This window comes from Streptomyces sp. NPDC096136, assembly GCF_044763325.1.
Classification (GTDB): Bacteria; Actinomycetota; Actinomycetes; order Streptomycetales; family Streptomycetaceae; genus Streptomyces.
Genome location: NZ_JBIWFZ010000005.1, coordinates 205,179 through 224,471 on the forward strand (window position 1 = coordinate 205,179; position 19,293 = coordinate 224,471).

Here is a 19,293-nt window from a genome sequence, read left to right on the forward strand (position 1 = left end):
CGGGAGCGGCAGCGTCAGCGTCAGCGCGCGGCGTCCGGGTGGACGGCCTCGGCGACCGGCTTCGCGTCCGCGGCCTTCGTCTCGACCGGCTTGCGCAGGGCGATGTTGAGCTCGCGCAGGCGGCTCTCCTCCAGCACCGTCGGCGCGCCCATCATCAGGTCCTGGGCGTTGCCGTTGAGCGGGAAGGCGATGGTCTCGCGGATGTTCGGCTCGTCGGCCAGCAGCATCACGATGCGGTCCACGCCCGGGGCGATGCCACCGTGCGGCGGGGCGCCGAGGCGGAACGCGCGCAGCATGCCCGCGAACTCGCGCTCGACCGTCTCGGCCTCGTAACCGGCGATCTCGAAGGCCTTCAGCATGACCTCGGGCTCGTGGTTGCGGATGGCGCCGGAGGACAGCTCGATGCCGTTGCAGACGATGTCGTACTGCCAGGCCAGGATGTCGAGCGGGTCCTTCTCCTCCAGGTCCTTCATGCCGCCCTGCGGCATGGAGAACGGGTTGTGGGAGAAGTCGATCCTGCCCGTCTCCTCGTCCTTCTCGTACATCGGGAAGTCGACGATCCAGCAGAAGCGGAAGACGTTCTCCTCGAAGTGGCCGGCGCGCTTGGCGGCCTCGACCCGGACCGGGCCCATGATCTTCGAGACCTCGTCGAACTCGCCCGCGCCGAAGAACACGGCGTGCCCGGCGGCCAGGCCCAGGCGCTCGGTGAGGACCTTGACGTTGTCCTCGGTGAGGAACTTGGCGATCGGGCCGGTCAGCGAGCCGTCCTCGCCCACGCGCACCCAGGCCAGGCCCTTCGCGCCCAGCGATACCGCGTAGTCGCCGAGGCCGTCGAAGAACTTGCGCGGCTGGTCGGCGGTGTCCGGCACGGCCAGCGCACGCACGTGCTTGCCGGCGAACGCCTTGAACTCCGAGCCCTCGAAGACGTCGGTGATGTCGACGAGCTCCAGCTTGGCGCGCAGGTCGGGCTTGTCGTTGCCGTACTTCAGCATCGACTCGCGGAACGGGATCCGCGGGAACGGAGAGGTGACCTCGCGGCCGCCGCCGAACTCGGTGAAGAGCTCGGTCATCAGCTTCTCGATCGGCTGGAAGACGTCCTCCTGCTCGACGAAGGACATCTCCACGTCGAGCTGGTAGAACTCGCCCGGCGAGCGGTCGGCGCGGGCGTCCTCGTCGCGGAAGCAGGGCGCGATCTGGAAGTACCGGTCGAAGCCGGAGATCATCAGCAGCTGCTTGAACTGCTGCGGGGCCTGCGGCAGCGCGTAGAACTTGCCCGGGTTCAGGCGGGACGGGACGACGAAGTCACGGGCGCCCTCGGGGGAGGTCGCGGTGAGGATCGGGGTCGCCATCTCGTTGAAGCCGAGGGCCACCATCTTCGAGCGGATCGAGGCGATCACGGCCGAGCGCAGCATGATGTTGCGGTGCATGCGCTCGCGGCGCAGGTCCAGGAAGCGGTACTCCAGGCGCCGCTCCTCGTTCACACCGTCCTCGGTGTTGATCGTGAAGGGCAGCGGGGCGGAGGCGCCGAGCACCTCGACCTCGGAGACCTCGATCTCGATCTCGCCGGTGGCGAGCTCGGGGTTCACGTTGTCGGCGCCGCGGGAGACGACCTTGCCGTCGACGCGGACGACGGTCTCCTTGGTGACGCTGCCGAGGGCCTCGTTCGCCGCGGTGCCGGGGCGGGCGACGAGCTGCGTGATGCCGTAGTGGTCACGCAGATCGATGAAGAGGATGCCGCCCAGGTCTCGACGATTGTGCACCCAGCCGCTCAGCCGGACGTCGGATGCGACGTCGGAAGCACGAAGCTCGCCGCACGTGTGGGACCTGTACCGATGCATCACTCATCCAGTTCTACGCGATTTCCGGGTGGACTCAACCGCCCCAAGGTTACCGTCCGGGGAGCGCCACTCACCGGGCGCGCCCGCAGCGCGGCGGCAGAGGGCGCCGGACGGGCGTCCCGGCCGGGTGACCTGTAAAGATGGCCGGGTGCGCACCGAGGACGTCCTGGCCGCCATCGCGACCGGCCTGTGGCGGTGGGACAACGCTTGCGGAACGGTCACCCTCGACGGCGAGGCCGCCCGGCTGCTCGGGCTGCCCGCCGAGCCCGTCGTCCTGCCGGAGGCCGCCGCCCGCGCGCGTTTCCACCCGGTCGACTGGAACGAGATCAACGGCATCGTCAACCTGGCCGTGGCCGAGGGCACCCTCGCGGAGGCCCGGCTGCGGATCATGGACGAGGACGGGCGCGTGCTGCGCACCGTCCGCAGCCGCTCCAAGCCGCTGGAGAACCGCACCGCCGACGGCCGGGTCGACTACGAGCTGGTCGGCACCATCCAGGAGATCGCCGAGCCGCAGCCCGGCACCACGGCCGCGCACACCCCGATCACCGGCGACTGGCGGCGCTCCCGGGAGGCCTTCCTGCTGGACGCCGGCCGGGCACTGGCCGAGGCGCGTTCGACGGCCGAGGTGCTGCGGGTGGCGGCCTCGCTGTCCATGCCGGGCTTCAGCCCCGACGGGCTGGCCGTCTTCGGGGCGGAGGGCGACCGGCTGTCGGTGATCGGGCACCACGGGCACGCCCCCGGCGACGAGGGCCCCTTCGCGGAGATGGCCCTCGACACGGACTACCCGGCCGCCGAGGCCGTCCGCACCGGGCGGGCGATCTACCTGCCGACGCCGGAGGAGTACAGGCGCCGCTTCCCGGTCACCTGGCCGCTCGCCCAGGGCTTCGGCCGGGCCTCCTGGGCCTTCCTGCCGCTGATCGTGGCCGGGCGGACCCTGGGGGCCTGGATGGCCGCGTTCAAGCATCCCGTGACCTTCTCGCCGGACGAGCGGTCCGTGCTGACGACGGTCGCCCGGATGCTCGCCCAGGCCCTCCAGCGGGCCGGGGTGGCCGAGTCGGAGCGGGAGCTCACCACCGGCCTCCAGCGGTCGATGATGCCCCAGCTCGGCCCCGAGATCCCGGGCATGGCCATCGCCGCCCGCTACGTCCCCACCGGCGGCGGGCTCCAGGTCGGCGGCGACTGGTACGACATGATCCCGCTGCCCTCGGGCCGCTTCGCCCTGGTCATCGGCGACGTCCAGGGGCACGACGTACGGGCCGCCGGGCTGATGGGCCAGCTGCGGATCGCCGTACGGGCCTACGCCTCCGAGGGGCACCGGCCCGACGCCGTGCTCTCGCGCGCCTCCCGCTTCCTGGCCGGGCTGTGCTCCGCGCCCGCACCGGACGAGGAGCCCGGCGCGGCGTCCGGCTCCGACGCCGACTTCGGCAGCCCGCGCTTCGCGACCTGCCTGTACGTGGAGTGCGACCCGCGGACCGGCACGCTGGAGTTCGCCCGGGCCGGGCACCCCGACCCGGTGGTGCGGATGGCCGACGGCACGGTGCTGATGCGGCCGACGGCGGGCGGGCTGCCGCTCGGCATCGTCCCCGACACCGACTACCCCACCACCCGGTTCGCGCTGGAGCCCGGCGAGACGATGATGCTGTGCACCGACGGGCTGATCGAGACCGGCGGGCACGACCTGGACACGGGCTGGGCGCGGCTGCGCGCGATCCTGGAGGGCGACGCGCACGACGCGCGGGCCCGGGCCGGGGCCGGGGCCGGGGAGAGCGGCGGAGCCGAGGACAACCACCTCGAACGCCTCGCCGACCTGCTGGTCCAGGCCGTGCACGGGCCCTCCTCACACCACACCACCGGCCCGCTGGCCGACCGCCGTGAGGACGACATAGCCGTGGTGCTGCTGTGCCGCGAGAGCCCGAGCTGCGGCTGCGGGACCGCCGGCGCGCACCCCGTGCGGCCCGCCCGGCGCACGATGCTGACCGTGGCCCAGGCCGAGCCGGCCCGGATCGCGGGCGCCCGCCGGCAGGTCCGGGAGCTGCTGCACGACTGGGCGGACGCGGAGCAGGTGGACTCGGCGGTGCTGATGGTCTCCGAGATGGTGACGAACGTGCTGGTCCACACCGACGGCGACGCGCTGCTGGTCGCGGAGGCGACGGGGGAGCTGGGCGGGCGGCGGCTGCGCGTGGAGGTGGCCGACGCGAGCGACGAGCTGCCGCACAAGCGCCACCCCGGCGAGATGGCCTCCAGCGGGCGCGGGGTGCTGCTGATGGAGATGCTGGCCGACGCCTGGGGCGTGGACCCGCGCGGCGCGGGCAAGTCGATCTGGTTCGAGCTGTACGAACGGTCCAAACCGGACAGCGACGCGGACCGGGAGTCACCCCGGCCCCCCGACTGATCCGCCCGGCCCGGGCGCCCCGGGCCGGCCGCGCCACCGAAAGGCGGACCAGGTCATGCCGAACCCGACGACGCCCCTCCTCCCCGAACCGGTGCGGCGGCTGGCGGCCTGGTGCGCCGTGGTCCTGCTGGTGGCCGGCGTGGTCGGGATCGGCGTCTGGCTCTGCGTGGTCTTCAGGACGGCCGTCACCCCGGTGCTGCTCGCCCTGCTCGGCACCGCCCTGCTCGGCCCGCTGCACCGGCGGCTGGTCGGGATGGGGATGCGGCGCTCCCTCGCCGCCGCGCTGACCTGCCTGGCGGTGGTGGCCGTCGCCGGCGGGGCCGCGTACATCGTGGCGACCGCGCTGATCAGGACCGGCGACCAGATCCTCGGCGCCCTCAAGCAGGCGGGCCAGGACCTCGCCGAGCACTTCGGGGCCGCCGGCGCCTCCCTGCGGGACCTGGCCGCCAACGCCCAGGGGCTGCTCGCGGAGATCGGCGGTACGGCCGCCTCCGGCTTCCTCAGCGGCCTCGGCGCCGTCGGCGCGCTGACCGCGACCGCGGTCCTCGCGCTCCTGCTGATGTTCTTCTTCCTGCGGGACTCCCACCGCGCCGCCGGCGCCCTGCGCTCCCTCGCCCCGCGCTCCACCGGGGACGTCGTCGAGGCCATGGCCCGCCGTGCCTACGCGGCCGTCGAGGGCTTCATGCGCGGCACGACCTTCATCGCCGCGATCGACGCCGCCTGCATCACCGTCGGACTGCTGGTGCTGCGCGTACCGGGCGCGGTCGGGCTGGGCGCGCTGGTGTTCGTCGGGGCGTACATCCCGTACCTGGGGGCCTTCGTCTCCGGCTCCGTCGCCGTGCTGGTGGCCCTCGCCGACCGGGGGTGGGCCATCGCGCTGTGGACGCTGGCCGTGGTGCTGGCCGTGCAGGTGCTGGAGGGGCACGTGCTGCTGCCCGTGGTCCAGAGCCGCACCGTGCAGATGCACCCGGCCACCGTGATGGTGGCGATCACCGCCGGGGCGAGCGTCGCCGGGGTGCTGGGCATGCTGCTCGCCGTGCCGCTGACGGCCGCGGTCTCCGGTGTCCTGTCGGAGCTCCGGGCCCGCTGGTCCGCCCCGGCCGCGGGGCCCGGGCCCGGGGGCCCCGCGTAAGGGGTGCGGCGGGCCCGGCGCGCCGGGCCCGCCGGCCGCTCAGGCCGTCTCCTCCGGCTCCGCCCGGCCCGCGCCGCGGTGGCCCAGGCCGGTGACGTCGGTGCTGGGGACGACGCCCAGGCGGCCCGCCTGGAAGTCGTCGAAGGCCTGCTGGAGCTCGGCGTGGCTGTTCATGACGAACGGCCCGTAGTGCGCCATCGGCTCGCGGATCGGCAGCCCGCCGAGGACGACCACCTCGAAGTTCTCGCTGCGGGAGTCCTGTGCGGCGTCCGCCCGGATGGTCAGGCCGTCGCCGTTGCCGAAGACCACCGTCTGGCCCATCCGGAAGGGGCGGCGCTCGGCGCCCGCCGCACCGCTGCCCGCGAGGCCGTACGCGAGGGCGTTGAAGTCGGGCCGCCAGGGCAGCGTGACCTCGGCGCCGGGGCTGACCGTCAGGTGGATCATCGTGATCGGCGTGTGCGTGGCGCCGGGACCGGCGTGGCCCGCGAGGTCGCCCGCGATCAGGCGGACCAGGGCGCCGCCGTCCTGCGAGGCGAGCAGCTTCACGGTGCCGCCGCGGATGTCCTGGTACCTCGGCGTGATCATCTTGTCCTTGGCGGGCAGGTTCACCCACAGCTGGAGGCCGTGGAAGAGCCCGCCGGACATGACCAGCTCCTCGGGCGGCGTCTCGATGTGCAGCAGGCCCGAGCCCGCCGTCATCCACTGCGTGTCGCCGTTGGTGATGACGCCGCCGCCGCCGTGCGAGTCCCGGTGGATGAAGGTGCCGTCGATGATGTACGTGACGGTCTCGAAGCCGCGGTGCGGGTGCCAGGGGGTCCCCTTGGGCTCGCCGGCCGCGTAGTCCACCTCGCCCATCTGGTCCATCATGATGAACGGGTCCAGGTACTCGTACTTGATCCCCGCGAAGGCGCGGCGCACCGGGAAGCCCTCGCCCTCGAAGCCGGAGGGCGCGTCCACCACGCCCAGCACGGGTCGGGCCTGGGCACCTTCGGCGGGAGCGATGACGCGCGGCAGCGCGAGCGGGTTCTCAACAGTCACTGCGGGCATGGTCAGGACCTCCTTCTGGAACGAGAATAGTTGAATCTCGAACTTCCTGCCACCCGCACACAACACGGCACCCCCCGGGACCATTCCCGGGGGGTGCCGTGAGGTGGTGCCGGTACGCCCCTAGCCGTACATGCGGCGCATCGCGAAGTCGACCATCTGCTCGACCGCCTTGGCGTCGAAGACCATCCGGTGGTCGCCCTCCATGTCGAGGACGAAGCCGTACCCGGTCGGCAGCAGGTCGATGACCTCGGCGCCGGTGATCACGAAGTACTTGGACTCCTTGCCGGCGTACCGGCGCAGCTCCTTGAGCGTGGTGAACATCGGGATCACCGGCTGCTGCGTGTTGTGCAGCGCCAGGAACCCGGGGGTCTCGCCGCGCGGGCAGTAGACCTTCGAGGTCGCGAAGATCTGCTGGAAGTCCTCGGCGGACAGCGATCCGGTGGTGAAGGCCCGCACCGCGTCGGCGAGCGACGGCGGCGAGGGCTCGGGGTAGAGCGGCTGCTCGCCGTACCCGCCGGCCATCTGCTGCGGGGCGGCGTACTGCTGCTGCCCTGCGCTCACGTTCTGGTCGTAGCCGTACATGGACCGAAGCCTACCGAGCGGCCCCCGCCCCCAGGCACCCTCCAGCCGAACCCGGTTGACGCTGGTCACAGTCGGCGGAGAAGGGTTGCTTCTTATTACTGGTGGGTAGCATCATGAGGTTACCGATTGGTATGTACGAGGAACCTGTCTCCCCGAGCCTTAACGGAGCCGTCGCCATGGGGCACTACAAGTCGAATCTCCGCGACATCGAGTTCAACCTCTTCGAGGTGCTCGGCCGCGAAAAGCTGTACGGCACCGGCCCGTTCGGCGAGATGGACACCGAGACCGCCAAGAGCATCCTGTCCGAGCTGACCCGCCTCGCCGAGAACGAGCTGGCGGAGTCCTTCGCGGACGCCGACCGCAACCCCCCGGTCTTCGACCCGGCCACCAACACCGCCCCGGTCCCGGCCTCCTTCAAGAAGTCCTACGAGGCCTTCATGGACTCGGAGTACTGGCGCCTGGGCCTGCCCGAGGAGATCGGCGGCACCACCTCCCCGCGCTCCCTCATCTGGGCCTACGCGGAGCTGCTGCTCGGCTCGAACCCGGCCATCTGGATGTACTCCTCCGGCCCGGCGTTCGCCGGCATCCTGCACGCCGAGGGCAACGAGGCGCAGAAGAAGATCGCCCAGATCGCGGTCGAGAAGCGCTGGGGCTCCACCATGGTCCTCACCGAGCCGGACGCCGGCTCGGACGTCGGCGCCGGCCGCACCAAGGCCATCCAGCAGGAGGACGGCTCCTGGCACATCGAGGGCGTGAAGCGCTTCATCACGTCCGGTGAGCACGACATGGAGGAGAACATCCTCCACTACGTCCTCGCCCGCCCCGAGGGCCACGGCCCCGGCACCAAGGGCCTGTCCCTCTTCCTCGTCCCGAAGTTCCACTTCGACTGGGAGACCGGCGAGCTGGGCGAGCGCAACGGCGTCTACGCCACCAACGTCGAGCACAAGATGGGCCTCAAGGCCTCCAACACGTGCGAGATGACCTTCGGCGACCAGCACCCCGCCAAGGGCTGGCTGATCGGCGACAAGCACGACGGCATCCGCCAGATGTTCATGATCATCGAGTTCGCGCGCATGATGGTCGGCACGAAGGCCATCGCCACCCTCTCCACCGGCTACCTCAACGCGCTGGAGTACGCCAAGGAGCGCGTGCAGGGCCCGGACCTGGCGAACTTCCTGGACAAGACCGCGCCCAAGGTCACCATCACGCACCACCCCGACGTGCGCCGCTCGCTCATGACGCAGAAGGCCTACGCCGAGGGCATGCGCGCCCTCGTGCTGTACACCGCCTCCGTCCAGGACGCGATCCAGCTCAAGGAGGCCGCCGGCGAGGACGCCTCCGCCGAGATCGGCCTGAACGACCTGCTCCTGCCGATCGTGAAGGGCTACGGCTCGGAGAAGTCGTACGCGCTGCTCTCCGAGTCCCTGCAGATCTTCGGCGGTTCCGGTTACCTGCAGGAGTACCCGATCGAGCAGTACATCCGGGACGCCAAGATCGACACCCTCTACGAGGGCACCACGGCCATCCAGGGCCAGGACTTCTTCTTCCGCAAGATCGTCCGCGACCAGGGCGCCTCGCTGAACGTCCTCTCCGAGACGATCAAGAAGTTCCTCGCCGAGGGCGTGGGCGGCGAGGAGCTGGCCCCGGCCCGCGACGCGCTGGCCAAGGCCGCCGTCGACCTGGAGGCCATCGTCGGCCAGATGATCGTCGACCTCACCGCCACCGGCGAGGACGTCAAGAACATCTACAAGGTCGGCCAGAACACCACCCGCCTGCTGATGGCCTCCGGCGACGTGGTCGTCGGATACCTGCTGCTCAAGGGCGCCGCCGTGGCCGCCGAGAAGCTCGCGGGCGCCTCCGCCAAGGACGTGCCCTTCTACACCGGCAAGATCGCCGCCGCGAAGTTCTTCGCCGCGCAGGTCCTGCCGGGCGTCTCGGTCCAGCGCGCGCTGGCCGAGGCCGTCGACAACTCCCTCATGGAGCTCGACGAGGCCGCCTTCTAATCCGGGCCCCCTCCCCGTACGCGGTGCACGTACGCGCCGGCGGCCGGACCCCTCCTGTCGGGGGTCCGGCCTCCGGTGCGTCCGGATCCGGCCGCCGGTGCGTACGGGTCCGCCGCGCCCGGGTTCCGCGGTTGTCCGAGGTTCGTGGGACGCTCGTAGGCATGAGTCCACAGGAGCAGCAGCACGGCGGCAGGGGGTACACCGTCCCCACCGGGCGCCCGTACGCCCTCAAGGAGCTCCAGGCCAACGTGGGCGCCCTCGGCGACCGCGTCAAGGACCTCTACGACGGGGCCCACCCCGCCGAGTACGACCCCGTGGCCGACGCCCTGTACGTGGCCTTCCAGACGGCCTCCGGCCTCGCCCCCGCCAAGAGCTACACCGGCTGCCCCGAGCACCCCAACGGCGCCCTCGACCCCGAGGCGCCCGAAGGCTGGGGCCGCTGCCTCATCTGCAACGACCGCCGCCGCCTCGGCCGGCGCCTGCGGGGCGGCCGCCCGGCCGCACCCGCCGCCCCCGTCGAGCAGCGCCGCCTGGGCTACCCCGTACCCGAGCCCCCCTACACCCTCGACGTGCTGCGGCGGTACCTGCGCGGCATCGACGAGCAGCGCTTCCACCTCACCCTCGGCTCCCCCGACCAGGACTTCGTCCGCCTCGCCGACGACCTCCACCGGGCGTTCATCGTGGCCCGCGAGCTGTCCCGGCCGCGCAACGCCTCGGGATGCGCCGAACACCCCGGCGCGCCGATCGACCCCGATGCCCCGCCGGGTGAGGCCTGTATCTTCTGCGCCGGACGCAGAAGACGTGCTCAGCGCCCGCCGCAGACCCCCGAGATGCTCCCGCGCATCCGGCGGGGCGAGCGCCGGCAGCTCCAGCGCCGATTCGAGCGTCCGCCGGGCTGAGGACGACCGGACCACGGGCCACGCACCCCGCGGTCCCGCGACCCCTCCGGCCATCCGCCGCAGTCCGGCCATGGCGAACACGACCGTCGTTAAGGTGAACCACATGAGCTCTCCCGCCCGCTTCGACCGCGGCCACACCGACGATCTGATGACCTTCCTGACGGCCAGTCCGTCGCCGTACCACGCCGTGGCCAACGCGGCCGAGCGGCTGGAAAAGGCAGGCTTCAGGCAGTTGTCGGAATCGGACGCCTGGGACTCGGGCACGGGGGGCCGGTACGTCCTGCGCGGCGGCGCGCTCATCGCCTGGTACGTGCCCGAGGGCGCGGCCGCGCACACCCCCTTCCGGATCATCGGCGCACACACCGACTCCCCCAACCTCCGGGTCAAGCCGGTGCCGGACACCGGCTCGCAGGGCTGGCGGCAGGTCGCCGTCGAGATCTACGGCGGCACCCTCCTCAACACCTGGCTCGACCGCGACCTGGGCCTGGCGGGCCGGCTCTCGCTGCGCGACGGCACCGACCGGCTGGTCAACGTCGACCGCCCGCTGCTGCGCGTGCCCCAGCTCGCCGTGCACCTCGACCGCTCCGTCAACTCCGACGGCCTCAAGCTCGACAAGCAGCGGCACATGCAGCCCATCTGGGGCCTGGGCGAGGCCCGCGAAGGCGACCTGATCGCCTTCCTGGAGGAGGAAGAGGGCCTGCCCCAGGGCTCGGTGGCCGGCTGGGACCTCATGGTCCACTCGATCGAGCCGCCGGCCTACCTGGGCCGCGACCGCGAGCTCCTGGCCGGCCCGCGCATGGACAACCTCCTGTCCGTGCACGCGGGCGTCGCCGCGCTCGCCGCGGTCTGCGCCTCCGACAAGCTGGAGCACATCCCGGTCCTGGCCGCCTTCGACCACGAGGAGAACGGCTCCCAGTCCGACACCGGCGCGGACGGCCCCCTCCTGGGCAACGTGCTGGAACGTTCAGTCTTCTCGCGCGGCGGCTCGTACGAGGACAAGGCCCGCGCCTTCGCCGGCACGATCTGCCTCTCCTCCGACACCGGGCACGCGGTCCACCCCAACTACGCCGAGCGCCACGACCCTTCGCACCACCCGCGCGCCAACGGCGGCCCCATCCTGAAGGTCAACGTCAACCAGCGCTACGCCACCGACGGCAGCGGCCGCGCGGTCTTCGCCGCGGCCTGCGAGCGGGCCGGGGTGCCGTGGCAGACCTTCGTCTCCAACAACTCGATGCCGTGCGGAACGACGATCGGCCCGATCACCGCGGCCCGGCACGGCATCCAGACCGTCGACATCGGCGTGGCCATCCTGTCGATGCACTCGGCCCGCGAACTCTGCGGCTCCGACGACCCGTTCCTCCTGGCGAACGCCCTCCTGTCCTTCCTGGAGGGCTGAGCCCCCCGGGAAGGACAGGACCCGGCCGTCCTCCCGTCCCCCGCCCTCCCGACGCCCCGTCAGCCGTCCATGCCTGCCAGCACCAGCGGCAGGCGGGCGGTGCCGGACTCCGTCACGGTGACCGGGACGCCCCAGTCCTGCTGGTGGACGTGGCAGGCCGGGTACTCGTTCGCCGGGTCGTCGTCGCAGGACGCGGCCATCGCCGAGACGTGCAGCACCCCTTCGGCGACCCCGGGGTTCAGCACCAGGTCCCGGAACAGGTCCGTCCCGGCGCCCTCGCCCTCCGCGAGCAGCTCCGGCGGGGTCGAGGAGACCAGCAGCCGGGTGGAGGGGCCGTAGCGGGTGTCCAGCTTCTGACCCGCCGGGGCCTGGAAGACCACGTCGAGGCGGAGCGTGCCGGGGGCGACCTCGGTGGCCGCCCGCCGGGTGCGGTGCGCGACCGCGTCGACCCGTACGGCCTCCTCCGGCAGCCGCAGCCGGGTCAGCCGGTGCCGGGCGGACTCCACGACCACGATGTCCTCGCCCGCCAGCACGGCGTCGCTGGGCTCGCGCAGGTCGGTGGCGAGGGTGGTGACCTGGCCGGTGGCGGGGTCGTAGCGGCGCAGGGCGTGGTTGTACGTGTCGCAGACCGCGACCGAGCCGTCCGGCAGGGCCGTCACCCCGAGGGGGTGCTGGAGCAGCGCCTGGGCGGCGTCCCCGTCCCGGTGCCCGAAGTCGAACAGGCCCGTGCCGACGGCGGAGCGGATGACGTACCCGTCCCCCTCCTCCTCCACGTACCGCAGCGCGCTGGTCTCGGAGTCGGCGATCCACAGCCGGTCGCCGGCGGCCGCGAGCCCGGACGGCTGCGCGAACCAGGCCTCGGCGGCGGGCCCGTCGACCAGCCCCTCGTTGGTGGTCCCGGCGGCGACGGCGACGGTCCCCGCCTCCGGGTCCCAGGTCCACAGCTGGTGCACGCCGGCCATGGCGATCCACACCCGGCCCTGCCACCAGGCCACGTCCCACGGCGAGGACAGGTCCACCTCCAGGGCCGGCCCGGAGGTCGGGGACCCCTGCCACCACTGCCGCCCGGTCCCGGCGACGGTCTCGACCGCCCCCGTAACGGGGTCGAACACCCGCAGCGCGTGGTTGACGGTGTCCGCGACCACCACCCGCCCGTCGGGCAGCAGCTCCAGCCCCTGCGGCTCGCTGAAGGCGTCCGGCCCCAGACCGCGCTCCCCGCTGCCGATCCGCCGCACCACGGTCTCCCCGTCGGCGGCGAGCTCCACGAGCTGGTGCCGCGTCGAGTCGGAGACGAGCAGGTTCCCGGAGGGCAGGACGACCGCCTTCCCGGGGAAGCGCAGGTCCGTGGCGACGGGCTCGGGCGCCACGTAGGGCCCGTCCCCGCGCCGCAGCGTCCCCTTGGCCTCGTGCTCGGCCTCCAGCTCCTCGACGAGCCGCGCGATGGCGTGCGCGTGCCCCTCACCGGCGTGCTGGGCGACGACGTACCCCTCGGGGTCGATCACGACGAGCGTGGGCCAGGCCCGCACCGCGTACTGCTTCCAGGTGGCGAGCTCGGGGTCGTCGAGCACGGGGTGGTGCACCTCGTACCGCTCGACGGCGTCGACGACGGCGGCGTGGTCGGCCTCGTGGACGAACTTGGGCGAGTGCACGCCGATGATCACCACGGTGTCGCGGTGCTTCTCCTCCAGCTCGCGCAGCTCGTCGAGGACGTGCAGGCAGTTGATGCAGCAGAAGGTCCAGAAGTCCAGGATGGCGATACGCCCTCGCAGGTCGGCGAGGGTCAGCTCCTTGCCGCCGGTGTTCAGCCAGCCGCCCTTGCCGATCAGCTCGGGAGCACGGACACGGGCACGCTTGCGGGGTGCGGGCGCGGGGGTGGGCGCCGGGGCAGCATCGTTCATCCTTCAAGCTTGCCATTGGCTCACGAACGGCGGATCACGCCGGTACGACGGGAAGGGCCTCCTTCGCTTCGGATTGCGGGGGCAATTGATCAAGGGGCTTGCGTGTTAGGTTGCCGCGCATGTCGACGGCAGCGGTCATATCCAGGAGTGAAGAGGCGAAGGCGGGCGAGGAGGCCTGCGGGCGGCCCGTCGCGCTGCCTTCGCTGACCGGGTTGCGGTGGACCGCCGCGCTGATGGTGTTCCTCTACCACGTCTACGTCGTCGAGTACTTCGGCGGACGGGCCCAGGGGCTGGTGGCCGCCGCCTTCGGGGTGGGGAACACCGGTGTGTCGTTCTTCTTCGTGCTCTCCGGCTTCGTGCTCGCCTGGTCGACCGCGCAGGCGCCCACCGGGCGGGGCATCGTGCGGTTCTGGCGGCGGCGGTTCGCGCGGGTGTATCCGCTGCACCTGGTGACGGCCGTCGCGGCGCTCGTGCTGGTGTGGCTGCTGGGGGCCGGGGAGAAGCCGGCCGCCGGGCCGGTCGCCGCCAACCTGGGGCTGGTGCAGGCCTGGGTGCCGCAGGTGCCGTACTTCCAGGGGCTGAACCCCGTCAGCTGGTCGCTCGCCGCCGAGGCGTTCTTCTACGTCTCCTTCCCGTTCCTCGTGTGGCCGCTGCGGCGGCTGGGGTGGCGGGGGAGCGCGGTCGTCGCCGCGCTGTCCCTGGCCGCGGTGGTGGCGATCCCCACCTGGGCGGAGCTCGCCCACCACTCCGACGGGCAGATCTGGGCGGACAACTTCTTCCCGCTCTACCGGCTCCCCGAGTTCGTGCTCGGCATCGCCCTAGCCGAGCTGGTGCGGGCCGGGCGCTGGCGGGGTCCCGGGCTGACCGTGTCGCTGGCGCTGACCATGGGCGGGTACTTCCTCAGCCAGCAGGCCGACTACGCCTACCGCGCCGCCGCCTGCACGGTCGTCGGGTACGCCGCGCTCATCGCCGCCGCCGCGCAGGCCGACCTGCGCGGCGAGCCCTCGCCCTGGCGCGGGCGGCTCAGCGTCCGGCTCGGCGAGGTGTCCTTCGCCTTCTACATGGTGCACATCCTGGTGATACGGACCGGCGAGAGCCTCTTCGGCGGGCATCCCAAGCTGGACCTGTGGGGCGGCGGCCTGCTCGTGCTGGCCGCGGCCTTCTCCGTGTCGCTGGCGCTCGCCTGGGCCCTGTACGCCTGGGTGGAGGTGCCGGGTCGCCGGCTCCTGCTCAGGTCCCGGCGGGGAGGAACGCCTTCAGTGAGCTGACCAGGGCTTCGACGAAGGAGTCCTGGACGGGGGCCGGGAGCAGCTCCAGGGAGAGGTACGGGTTGAGGTCCTCCAGTTCCACCAGCAGCAGCTCCCCCGACGGGGCCCGGCAGGCGTCCACGCGCTGGATGCCGTGCGCGAGGGTGTTCCAGTCGATGAAGCGGCGCGCGAAGGCCAGGTCCGCGGGGGTGGGCTCGTACGGGACCAGCTCCCAGCGGCGCTCCGGGTCCGGGGCGTGGAGGGCGTACTGGAAGGCGTCGTCGACGAAGTAGAAGGAGACCTCGTAGGCGAAGTCGATCCGGGGCTGGATCAGGGCTTCGCCGGGCCCGGTGGCGGGGGCCGGGGTGAAGGTCAGGCCGATGGAGTCGGCGCCCTGCTTGGGCTTGACGGCGTAGAGGTCCGTCGCCGGCAGGAGGTGGAGGTCCGCCGGGTCGTCGACGGTCGGGATGACGGGGTACCCGGCGGCCGTCAGGTCGAGGAGGTACTGCTTGCCGGCCATGTCGGCGCGGCCGGTGAGCGGGTTGTAGACGGGGGTCCCGGCGGCGAGCGCGGCCGCGCGGAAGGCGTCGTAGGCCTGCTGGTAGTGCAGGACGGGACCGCTGTTGCGGACGATCACCGCGTCGAAGCCGGGCATCAGGGCCCGGGCGTCCAGCGGGTGGCAGAGGGCGAGCGGGAAGTGCTCGCGCAGCCGGGAGGTGAGGAGGACGTCCTCGTCACCGTAGCGGCGCCCGCGCGCCGGGTACGCCAGGTCGGTCACGTAGAGAAGGGGCATGGCGGCAACCTATCCGGGAAACGATCTCCGTATGAAATACCTCGTTCGGGACAAAATGCTGGCCATCGGGGACGACTACTGGATCGAGGACGAGGACGGCCGGCACGCCTTCCTCATCGACGGGAAGGCGCTGCGGCTGCGCGACACCCTGGAGCTGGAGGATCCGTCCGGGCGGGTCCTGATCACCCTGCGGGAGCGGCTGTTCGGCTTCGGGTTCCGGGACGCGATGACCCTGGAGCGGGACGGGAAGCGGCTCGCGGTGATCCGGCGCAAGCGGATGACGCTGCTGCGCAACCACTTCCGGGTGACGATGTCCGAGGGCACGGAACTCGACGTCAGCGGGCGGATCCTGGACCGCGAGTTCAAGGTCGAGTACGAGGGGGAGCTGCTCGCGCTCGTCTCGCGGCAGTGGTACCGGATCCGGGAGACGTACGCGGTGGACGTGGTCCGGGAGGAGGCGGACGCGGCGCTGATGGTGGCGGTCGCGGTGTGCGTGATCCGCATGGCGGAACGGGAGCGCGAGGAGGGCGGGGCGGGCGGGTGAGCCGGTGCGCGCGGGCGGGGGCGGGCGGGTAGGCCGGTGCGGGGGCGGGCGGGTGGGGGGATCTGCGGAGCCCCCCACCCGCCTTCCGTCGTTCCCCCGGGCTACGGGGCCGTCGGGGGTCGCAGGCCCAGGGTGCGGTCCTTCAGGGCCGGGAACTGGTCGCGGGTCTCCGCCACCTTCGCCGGGTCCAGGTCCACCGTCAGGACGGACTCGCCCGGGCCCGCCTCCGCCAGGACCTCGCCCCACGGGTCCACCACCAGGCTGTGCCCGGACTGCTCGACGCCCGCGTGGGTGCCGGCCGTCGCGCAGGCCAGGACGTACGCCTGGTCCTCCACCGCCCGGGCCCGGTTGAGCAGGGTCCAGTGCTCGCGCCGCCGGGCCGGCCAGCCGGCCGAGACGACCATCGTCGTGGCGCCCGCGTCCACGAGGCCGCGGAACAGCTCGGGGAAGCGCAGGTCGTAGCAGGTGGCGAGGCCCAGGGTCTGCTCCGGCAGGGCCACCGTGGTCAGGGAGTCGCCGGCGGACATCAGCACCGCCTCGCCCTGGTCGAAACCGAAGCGGTGGATCTTGCGGTAGGTCGCGGCGAGCTCGCCGGCCGGGGAGAGGACGAGCGCGGTGTTGTAGAGCGAGCCGTCGCCCGCGCGCTCCACGACCGAGCCGGCGTGCAGCCAGACCCCGGCGTCGCGCGCGGCCTTGGACATGGCCTCGTACGTCGGCCCGTCCAGCGGCTCGGCCTCCGTCTCGAACTGCTCGTAGGCGAAGGCGCCCACCGTCCACAGCTCGGGCAGGACGACGAGGTCGGAGTCGTTCTGCTCCCGGACGAGTTCGGCGGCCCTGGACCGCCGGGAGGCCACCGACTCCCCCTCGTTCACCGCGATTTGAATCAGCGAGGCGCGCACACTACCACCGTCCTGGCATGTCAGCCGGTCAAGTCAAGGCCTACGATCGTCACACGAAAGCGCTGTCGGGGTGCTCATCGGCAGCGTAGTTTTGGGAATAGTCCACAACGCGCCACTGAACAGCCAGCGAGGGGTCCCGTTGACCGTCCATCCCAGTCTTGAGCCGTACGTCGACGCGTGGACACACTCGATCGAGGCGATAACCGAGCTGGTCCTCCCCCTGACGGAGGGCCAGTGGAACCAGCCGACGCCGTGCCCGGGCTGGTCCGTGCGGGACGTGGTCTCCCACGTCATCGGCATGGAGCTGGAGCAGCTCGGCGACCCGCGGCCGATCCACACGCTGCCCCGCGACCTGCGGCACGTGGTGGACGAGTTCACCCGCTACATGGAGGTTCCGGTCGACGTCCGCCGGCACCACACCGCGCTGGAGATCACCTCCGAGCTGGAGTACACCGTCATCCGCCGCCAGCGGCAGCTGCGGGGCGAGAAGCGGGATCCGGCCACGACGATGGTGCGCGGACCGCAGGGCGACCAGATCCCGCTGGAGCTGTCGCTGCGGCTGCGGGCGTTCGACGTGTGGATCCACGAGCAGGACCTGCGGGCGGCGCTGGGCGTGCCGGGCAACTGGGACGCGCCGGGTGCGCACGTGGCGCGGGACATCCTGCTGTCCGGGCTGCCGAAGGCGGTCGCGAAGGGCGCGGGCGCGCCGCCGAACACGGCCGTGGTGCTGGACGTGCACGGCGCGCTGGAGTTCCTGCGGACGGTACGGGTGGACGCGTCGGGCCGGGCCACCCTCGACTCGACGCCCTCGCTGGGCCCGGCGGTGTCGCTGTCGCTGGACTGGGAGACGTACGTGCGCCTCGCGGCGGGGCGGGTGCGGCCGGGGAAGGTCGCGGACCGGGTGAAGGTGGACGGGGACGCGGAGCTGGCGGCAGCGATCCTGGCGAACTTCGCCGTCACCCCGTAGCGGGTCCGGCACGTCGCCGGCCCGCCCCGCAGCCTGCCCGGCACGTCGCCGGCCCGCCCCGCAGCCTGCCCGGCACCTCGCCGGCCCGCCCCGCAGCCTGCCCGGCACCTCGCCGGCCCGCCCCGCAGTCCGTCCGGCACGCAACCGGACCGCCCGCAGCCCGTCCGGCGCGGTGCGCGGGGGCTCGCGCCCCGGGTCAGCGCGGTGCGCTCGGGGCGGCCGCGCGGGGGCCCTCCCCGGCGGCGGCGGGCGCGGCGGGCGCGAGGGGCTCCCGGTCCCGTTCGCGTTCCCGTTCGCGGGCGAGGGCCCGGGGGCGCAGGCGGAGGATCTGGGTGAGGCCCAGCAGCTCCACGGCGAACACCGAGGAGAAGGCGATCCTGTAGTCGTCCCCGGTGGCGTCCAGCAGGACGCCGACCGACAGCAGGGTGGTCATCGAGGCGAGGAACCCGCCCATGTTGGTGATCCCGGACGCGGTGCCCTGCCGTTCGGCGGGGTTGGCGGGGCGGGCGAAGTCGAAGCCGATCATCGAGGCGGGGCCGCAGGTGCCCAGCACCACGCACAGCGTGCCCAGCAGCCACATCGGGGCGTGCTCGCCCGGGTAGAGCAGGACCGCGGCCCACAGCAGCGCGGTGACCGCGACCGTGCCGAGGGCCAGCGGCAGCCGCGCGGCCGGGCGGCGGCCGATGATCTGGCCGTAGGCCAGGCCCCAGCCCATGTTCGCGGCGACGATCAGGGTGAGCAGGCCGGCGGCGGTGGTCCGGTCCAGCCCCTGCGCCTCGACCAGGAACGGCATGCCCCACAGCAGCAGGAACACCATCGCCGGGAACTGCGTCGTGAAGTGCACCCACAGCCCCAGGCGGGTGCCGGGCTCCCGCCAGGAGTCGCGTATCTGGCGGCGGACGAACCCGCCCCCGCCGGAGGCCGCGGGCGGCAGGGCGTGGCCCGGGGGGTGGTCGCGCAGGAACAGCGTGAGCGGGACCAGGACGATGAGCCCCGCGAGCGCGCTGCCCGCGAAGGCCGGCACCCAGCCGGCGCCGTGCAGGACGGGGGCCAGGACCAGGGTCGAGACCAGGTTGCCGGCCATGCCGACCAGCCCGGCCAGCTGCGCCATGAGCGGTCCGCGCCGGGCGGGGAACCAGCGGGTGCCCAGGCGCAGGACGGAGATGAAGGTCATCGCGTCGCCGCAGCCCAGCAGGGCGCGGGCGGCCAGCGCCATCGCGTAGGTCGGCGAGAGGGCGAAGCCGATCTGGCCGGCGGTGAAGAGGACGGCGCCGAGCGTCAGCACCTTCTTGGTGCCCAGCCGGTCCACCATCAGCCCGACCGGGACCTGCATGCCGGCGTAGACGAGGAGCTGGAGGAGGGAGAACGTCGACAGGGCGGAGGCGTTGACGTGGAAGCGGTCGGCGGCCTCCAGGCCGGCCACGCCCAGGCTGGTCCGGAAGATCACGGCGACGAAGTAGACGGCGACGCCGATGGACCAGACGGCCACGGCCCGCCGTCCGCCGGGCGGGTCCTGGAGGGCCGGGGGCGCGGCGGCCGGGCTCATCGGTCCGTCCCCCGCACCAGCGCCTCGGTCTGCATGCGCACAGGATAAATACCTGGGTCATACATCTGTTTCCTCCGTCCGCGATGTGGACCCGGCCCGCCCCGGACTGC

General features: G+C 72.7%; 15 protein-coding genes. 8 read left to right on the forward strand and 7 right to left on the reverse strand.

Translation table 11 applies throughout. From position 1 onward, the window contains the following. Positions 1–20 precede the first annotated feature (20 nt). Positions 21–1,838, reverse strand: coding sequence for an aspartate--tRNA ligase (aspS, locus tag ACIRBY_RS12835; protein WP_403900009.1), 1,818 nt, complete (start codon positions 1,836–1,838; stop codon positions 21–23). A 148-nt stretch (positions 1,839–1,986) separates the two neighbouring features. Here aspS and ACIRBY_RS12840 point away from each other — a divergent pair, with 148 nt between their 5' ends. After that, on the forward strand, positions 1,987–4,230 hold the full coding sequence (locus ACIRBY_RS12840) for a SpoIIE family protein phosphatase (RefSeq protein WP_403900011.1): 2,244 nt from the start codon (positions 1,987–1,989) through the stop codon (positions 4,228–4,230). Positions 4,231–4,285: 55 nt separating this feature from the next. Next, positions 4,286–5,362 (forward strand): AI-2E family transporter, encoded by a 1,077-nt coding sequence (locus tag ACIRBY_RS12845; protein ID WP_403900013.1) that lies wholly within the window; start codon positions 4,286–4,288, stop codon positions 5,360–5,362. Positions 5,363–5,401: 39 nt separating this feature from the next. Here the strand turns inward: ACIRBY_RS12845 and ACIRBY_RS12850 are convergent, their stop codons facing one another. Together ACIRBY_RS12850 and ACIRBY_RS12855 are read right to left on the reverse strand one after the other, a co-directional pair. Continuing rightward, complete coding sequence (locus ACIRBY_RS12850) at positions 5,402–6,409, reverse strand: pirin family protein (RefSeq protein WP_403900015.1); 1,008 nt, start codon at positions 6,407–6,409, stop codon at positions 5,402–5,404. Between the two features lie 120 nt (positions 6,410–6,529). Further along, positions 6,530–6,991, reverse strand: a complete 462-nt coding sequence (locus ACIRBY_RS12855; protein WP_042815576.1) for an SseB family protein — start codon at positions 6,989–6,991, stop codon at positions 6,530–6,532. Positions 6,992–7,167: 176 nt separating this feature from the next. Between ACIRBY_RS12855 and ACIRBY_RS12860 the strand changes: the two genes are divergently transcribed. The 3 genes from ACIRBY_RS12860 (at position 7,168) to ACIRBY_RS12870 (ending at position 11,289) form a co-directional block, all read left to right on the forward strand. After that, positions 7,168–8,994, forward strand: coding sequence for an acyl-CoA dehydrogenase (locus ACIRBY_RS12860; protein ID WP_403900551.1), 1,827 nt, complete (start codon positions 7,168–7,170; stop codon positions 8,992–8,994). Positions 8,995–9,155: 161 nt separating this feature from the next. After that, a complete protein-coding gene (locus ACIRBY_RS12865) occupies positions 9,156–9,893 on the forward strand; it encodes a hypothetical protein (protein WP_403900017.1) in 738 nt (245 codons plus the stop codon). 103 nt (positions 9,894–9,996) lie between these two features. Continuing rightward, entirely contained in the window at positions 9,997–11,289 is a 1,293-nt protein-coding gene (locus tag ACIRBY_RS12870; RefSeq protein WP_403900019.1) for a M18 family aminopeptidase, read from the forward strand. A 59-nt stretch (positions 11,290–11,348) separates the two neighbouring features. Here ACIRBY_RS12870 and ACIRBY_RS12875 read toward each other — a convergent pair whose 3' ends face one another. After that, entirely contained in the window at positions 11,349–13,187 is a 1,839-nt protein-coding gene (locus tag ACIRBY_RS12875) for an NHL domain-containing thioredoxin family protein (protein ID WP_403900021.1), read from the reverse strand. A gap of 119 nt (positions 13,188–13,306) precedes the next feature. On the opposite strand from ACIRBY_RS12875, the gene ACIRBY_RS12880 reads away from it, so the two are divergent. Next, entirely contained in the window at positions 13,307–14,455 is a 1,149-nt protein-coding gene (locus tag ACIRBY_RS12880) for an acyltransferase family protein (protein ID WP_403900023.1), read from the forward strand. Here ACIRBY_RS12880 and ACIRBY_RS12885 read toward each other — a convergent pair. Further along, positions 14,418–15,227, reverse strand: coding sequence for a hypothetical protein (locus ACIRBY_RS12885; RefSeq protein WP_403900025.1), 810 nt, complete (start codon positions 15,225–15,227; stop codon positions 14,418–14,420). The two genes, ACIRBY_RS12880 and ACIRBY_RS12885, sit on opposite strands and share 38 nt — an antisense overlap. 31 nt (positions 15,228–15,258) lie before the next feature. Here ACIRBY_RS12885 and ACIRBY_RS12890 point away from each other — a divergent pair, with 31 nt between their 5' ends. Next, positions 15,259–15,771: an LURP-one-related/scramblase family protein gene (locus ACIRBY_RS12890; RefSeq protein ID WP_403900027.1), complete on the forward strand. Its 513-nt coding sequence runs from the start codon at positions 15,259–15,261 to the stop codon at positions 15,769–15,771. Positions 15,772–15,872: 101 nt separating this feature from the next. Here the strand turns inward: ACIRBY_RS12890 and ACIRBY_RS12895 are convergent, their stop codons facing one another. After that, complete coding sequence (locus tag ACIRBY_RS12895) at positions 15,873–16,670, reverse strand: carbon-nitrogen family hydrolase (RefSeq protein WP_403900029.1); 798 nt, start codon at positions 16,668–16,670, stop codon at positions 15,873–15,875. A 139-nt stretch (positions 16,671–16,809) separates the two neighbouring features. Between ACIRBY_RS12895 and ACIRBY_RS12900 the strand changes: the two genes are divergently transcribed. Continuing rightward, positions 16,810–17,637, forward strand: a complete 828-nt coding sequence (locus ACIRBY_RS12900) for a maleylpyruvate isomerase family mycothiol-dependent enzyme (protein ID WP_403900031.1) — start codon at positions 16,810–16,812, stop codon at positions 17,635–17,637. 196 nt (positions 17,638–17,833) lie between these two features. Here the strand turns inward: ACIRBY_RS12900 and ACIRBY_RS12905 are convergent, their stop codons facing one another. Then, entirely contained in the window at positions 17,834–19,183 is a 1,350-nt protein-coding gene (locus ACIRBY_RS12905; RefSeq protein ID WP_403900033.1) for a nitrate/nitrite transporter, read from the reverse strand. Positions 19,184–19,293 lie beyond the last annotated feature (110 nt).

Coding starts and splice junctions, on each gene's coding strand:
- ACIRBY_RS12905 (WP_403900033.1), bottom strand. CDS start 19,183: ATGAGCCCGGCCGCCGCGCCCCCGGCCCTCCAGGACCCGCCCGGCGGA.
- ACIRBY_RS12880 (WP_403900023.1), top strand. CDS start 13,307: ATGTCGACGGCAGCGGTCATATCCAGGAGTGAAGAGGCGAAGGCGGGC.
- ACIRBY_RS12855 (WP_042815576.1), bottom strand. CDS start 6,991: ATGTACGGCTACGACCAGAACGTGAGCGCAGGGCAGCAGCAGTACGCC.
- aspS (WP_403900009.1), bottom strand. CDS start 1,838: ATGCATCGGTACAGGTCCCACACGTGCGGCGAGCTTCGTGCTTCCGAC.
- ACIRBY_RS12865 (WP_403900017.1), top strand. CDS start 9,156: ATGAGTCCACAGGAGCAGCAGCACGGCGGCAGGGGGTACACCGTCCCC.
- ACIRBY_RS12875 (WP_403900021.1), bottom strand. CDS start 13,187: ATGAACGATGCTGCCCCGGCGCCCACCCCCGCGCCCGCACCCCGCAAG.
- ACIRBY_RS12860 (WP_403900551.1), top strand. CDS start 7,168: ATGGGGCACTACAAGTCGAATCTCCGCGACATCGAGTTCAACCTCTTC.
- ACIRBY_RS12870 (WP_403900019.1), top strand. CDS start 9,997: ATGAGCTCTCCCGCCCGCTTCGACCGCGGCCACACCGACGATCTGATG.
- ACIRBY_RS12850 (WP_403900015.1), bottom strand. CDS start 6,409: ATGCCCGCAGTGACTGTTGAGAACCCGCTCGCGCTGCCGCGCGTCATC.
- ACIRBY_RS12845 (WP_403900013.1), top strand. CDS start 4,286: ATGCCGAACCCGACGACGCCCCTCCTCCCCGAACCGGTGCGGCGGCTG.
- ACIRBY_RS12890 (WP_403900027.1), top strand. CDS start 15,259: ATGAAATACCTCGTTCGGGACAAAATGCTGGCCATCGGGGACGACTAC.
- ACIRBY_RS12885 (WP_403900025.1), bottom strand. CDS start 15,227: ATGCCCCTTCTCTACGTGACCGACCTGGCGTACCCGGCGCGCGGGCGC.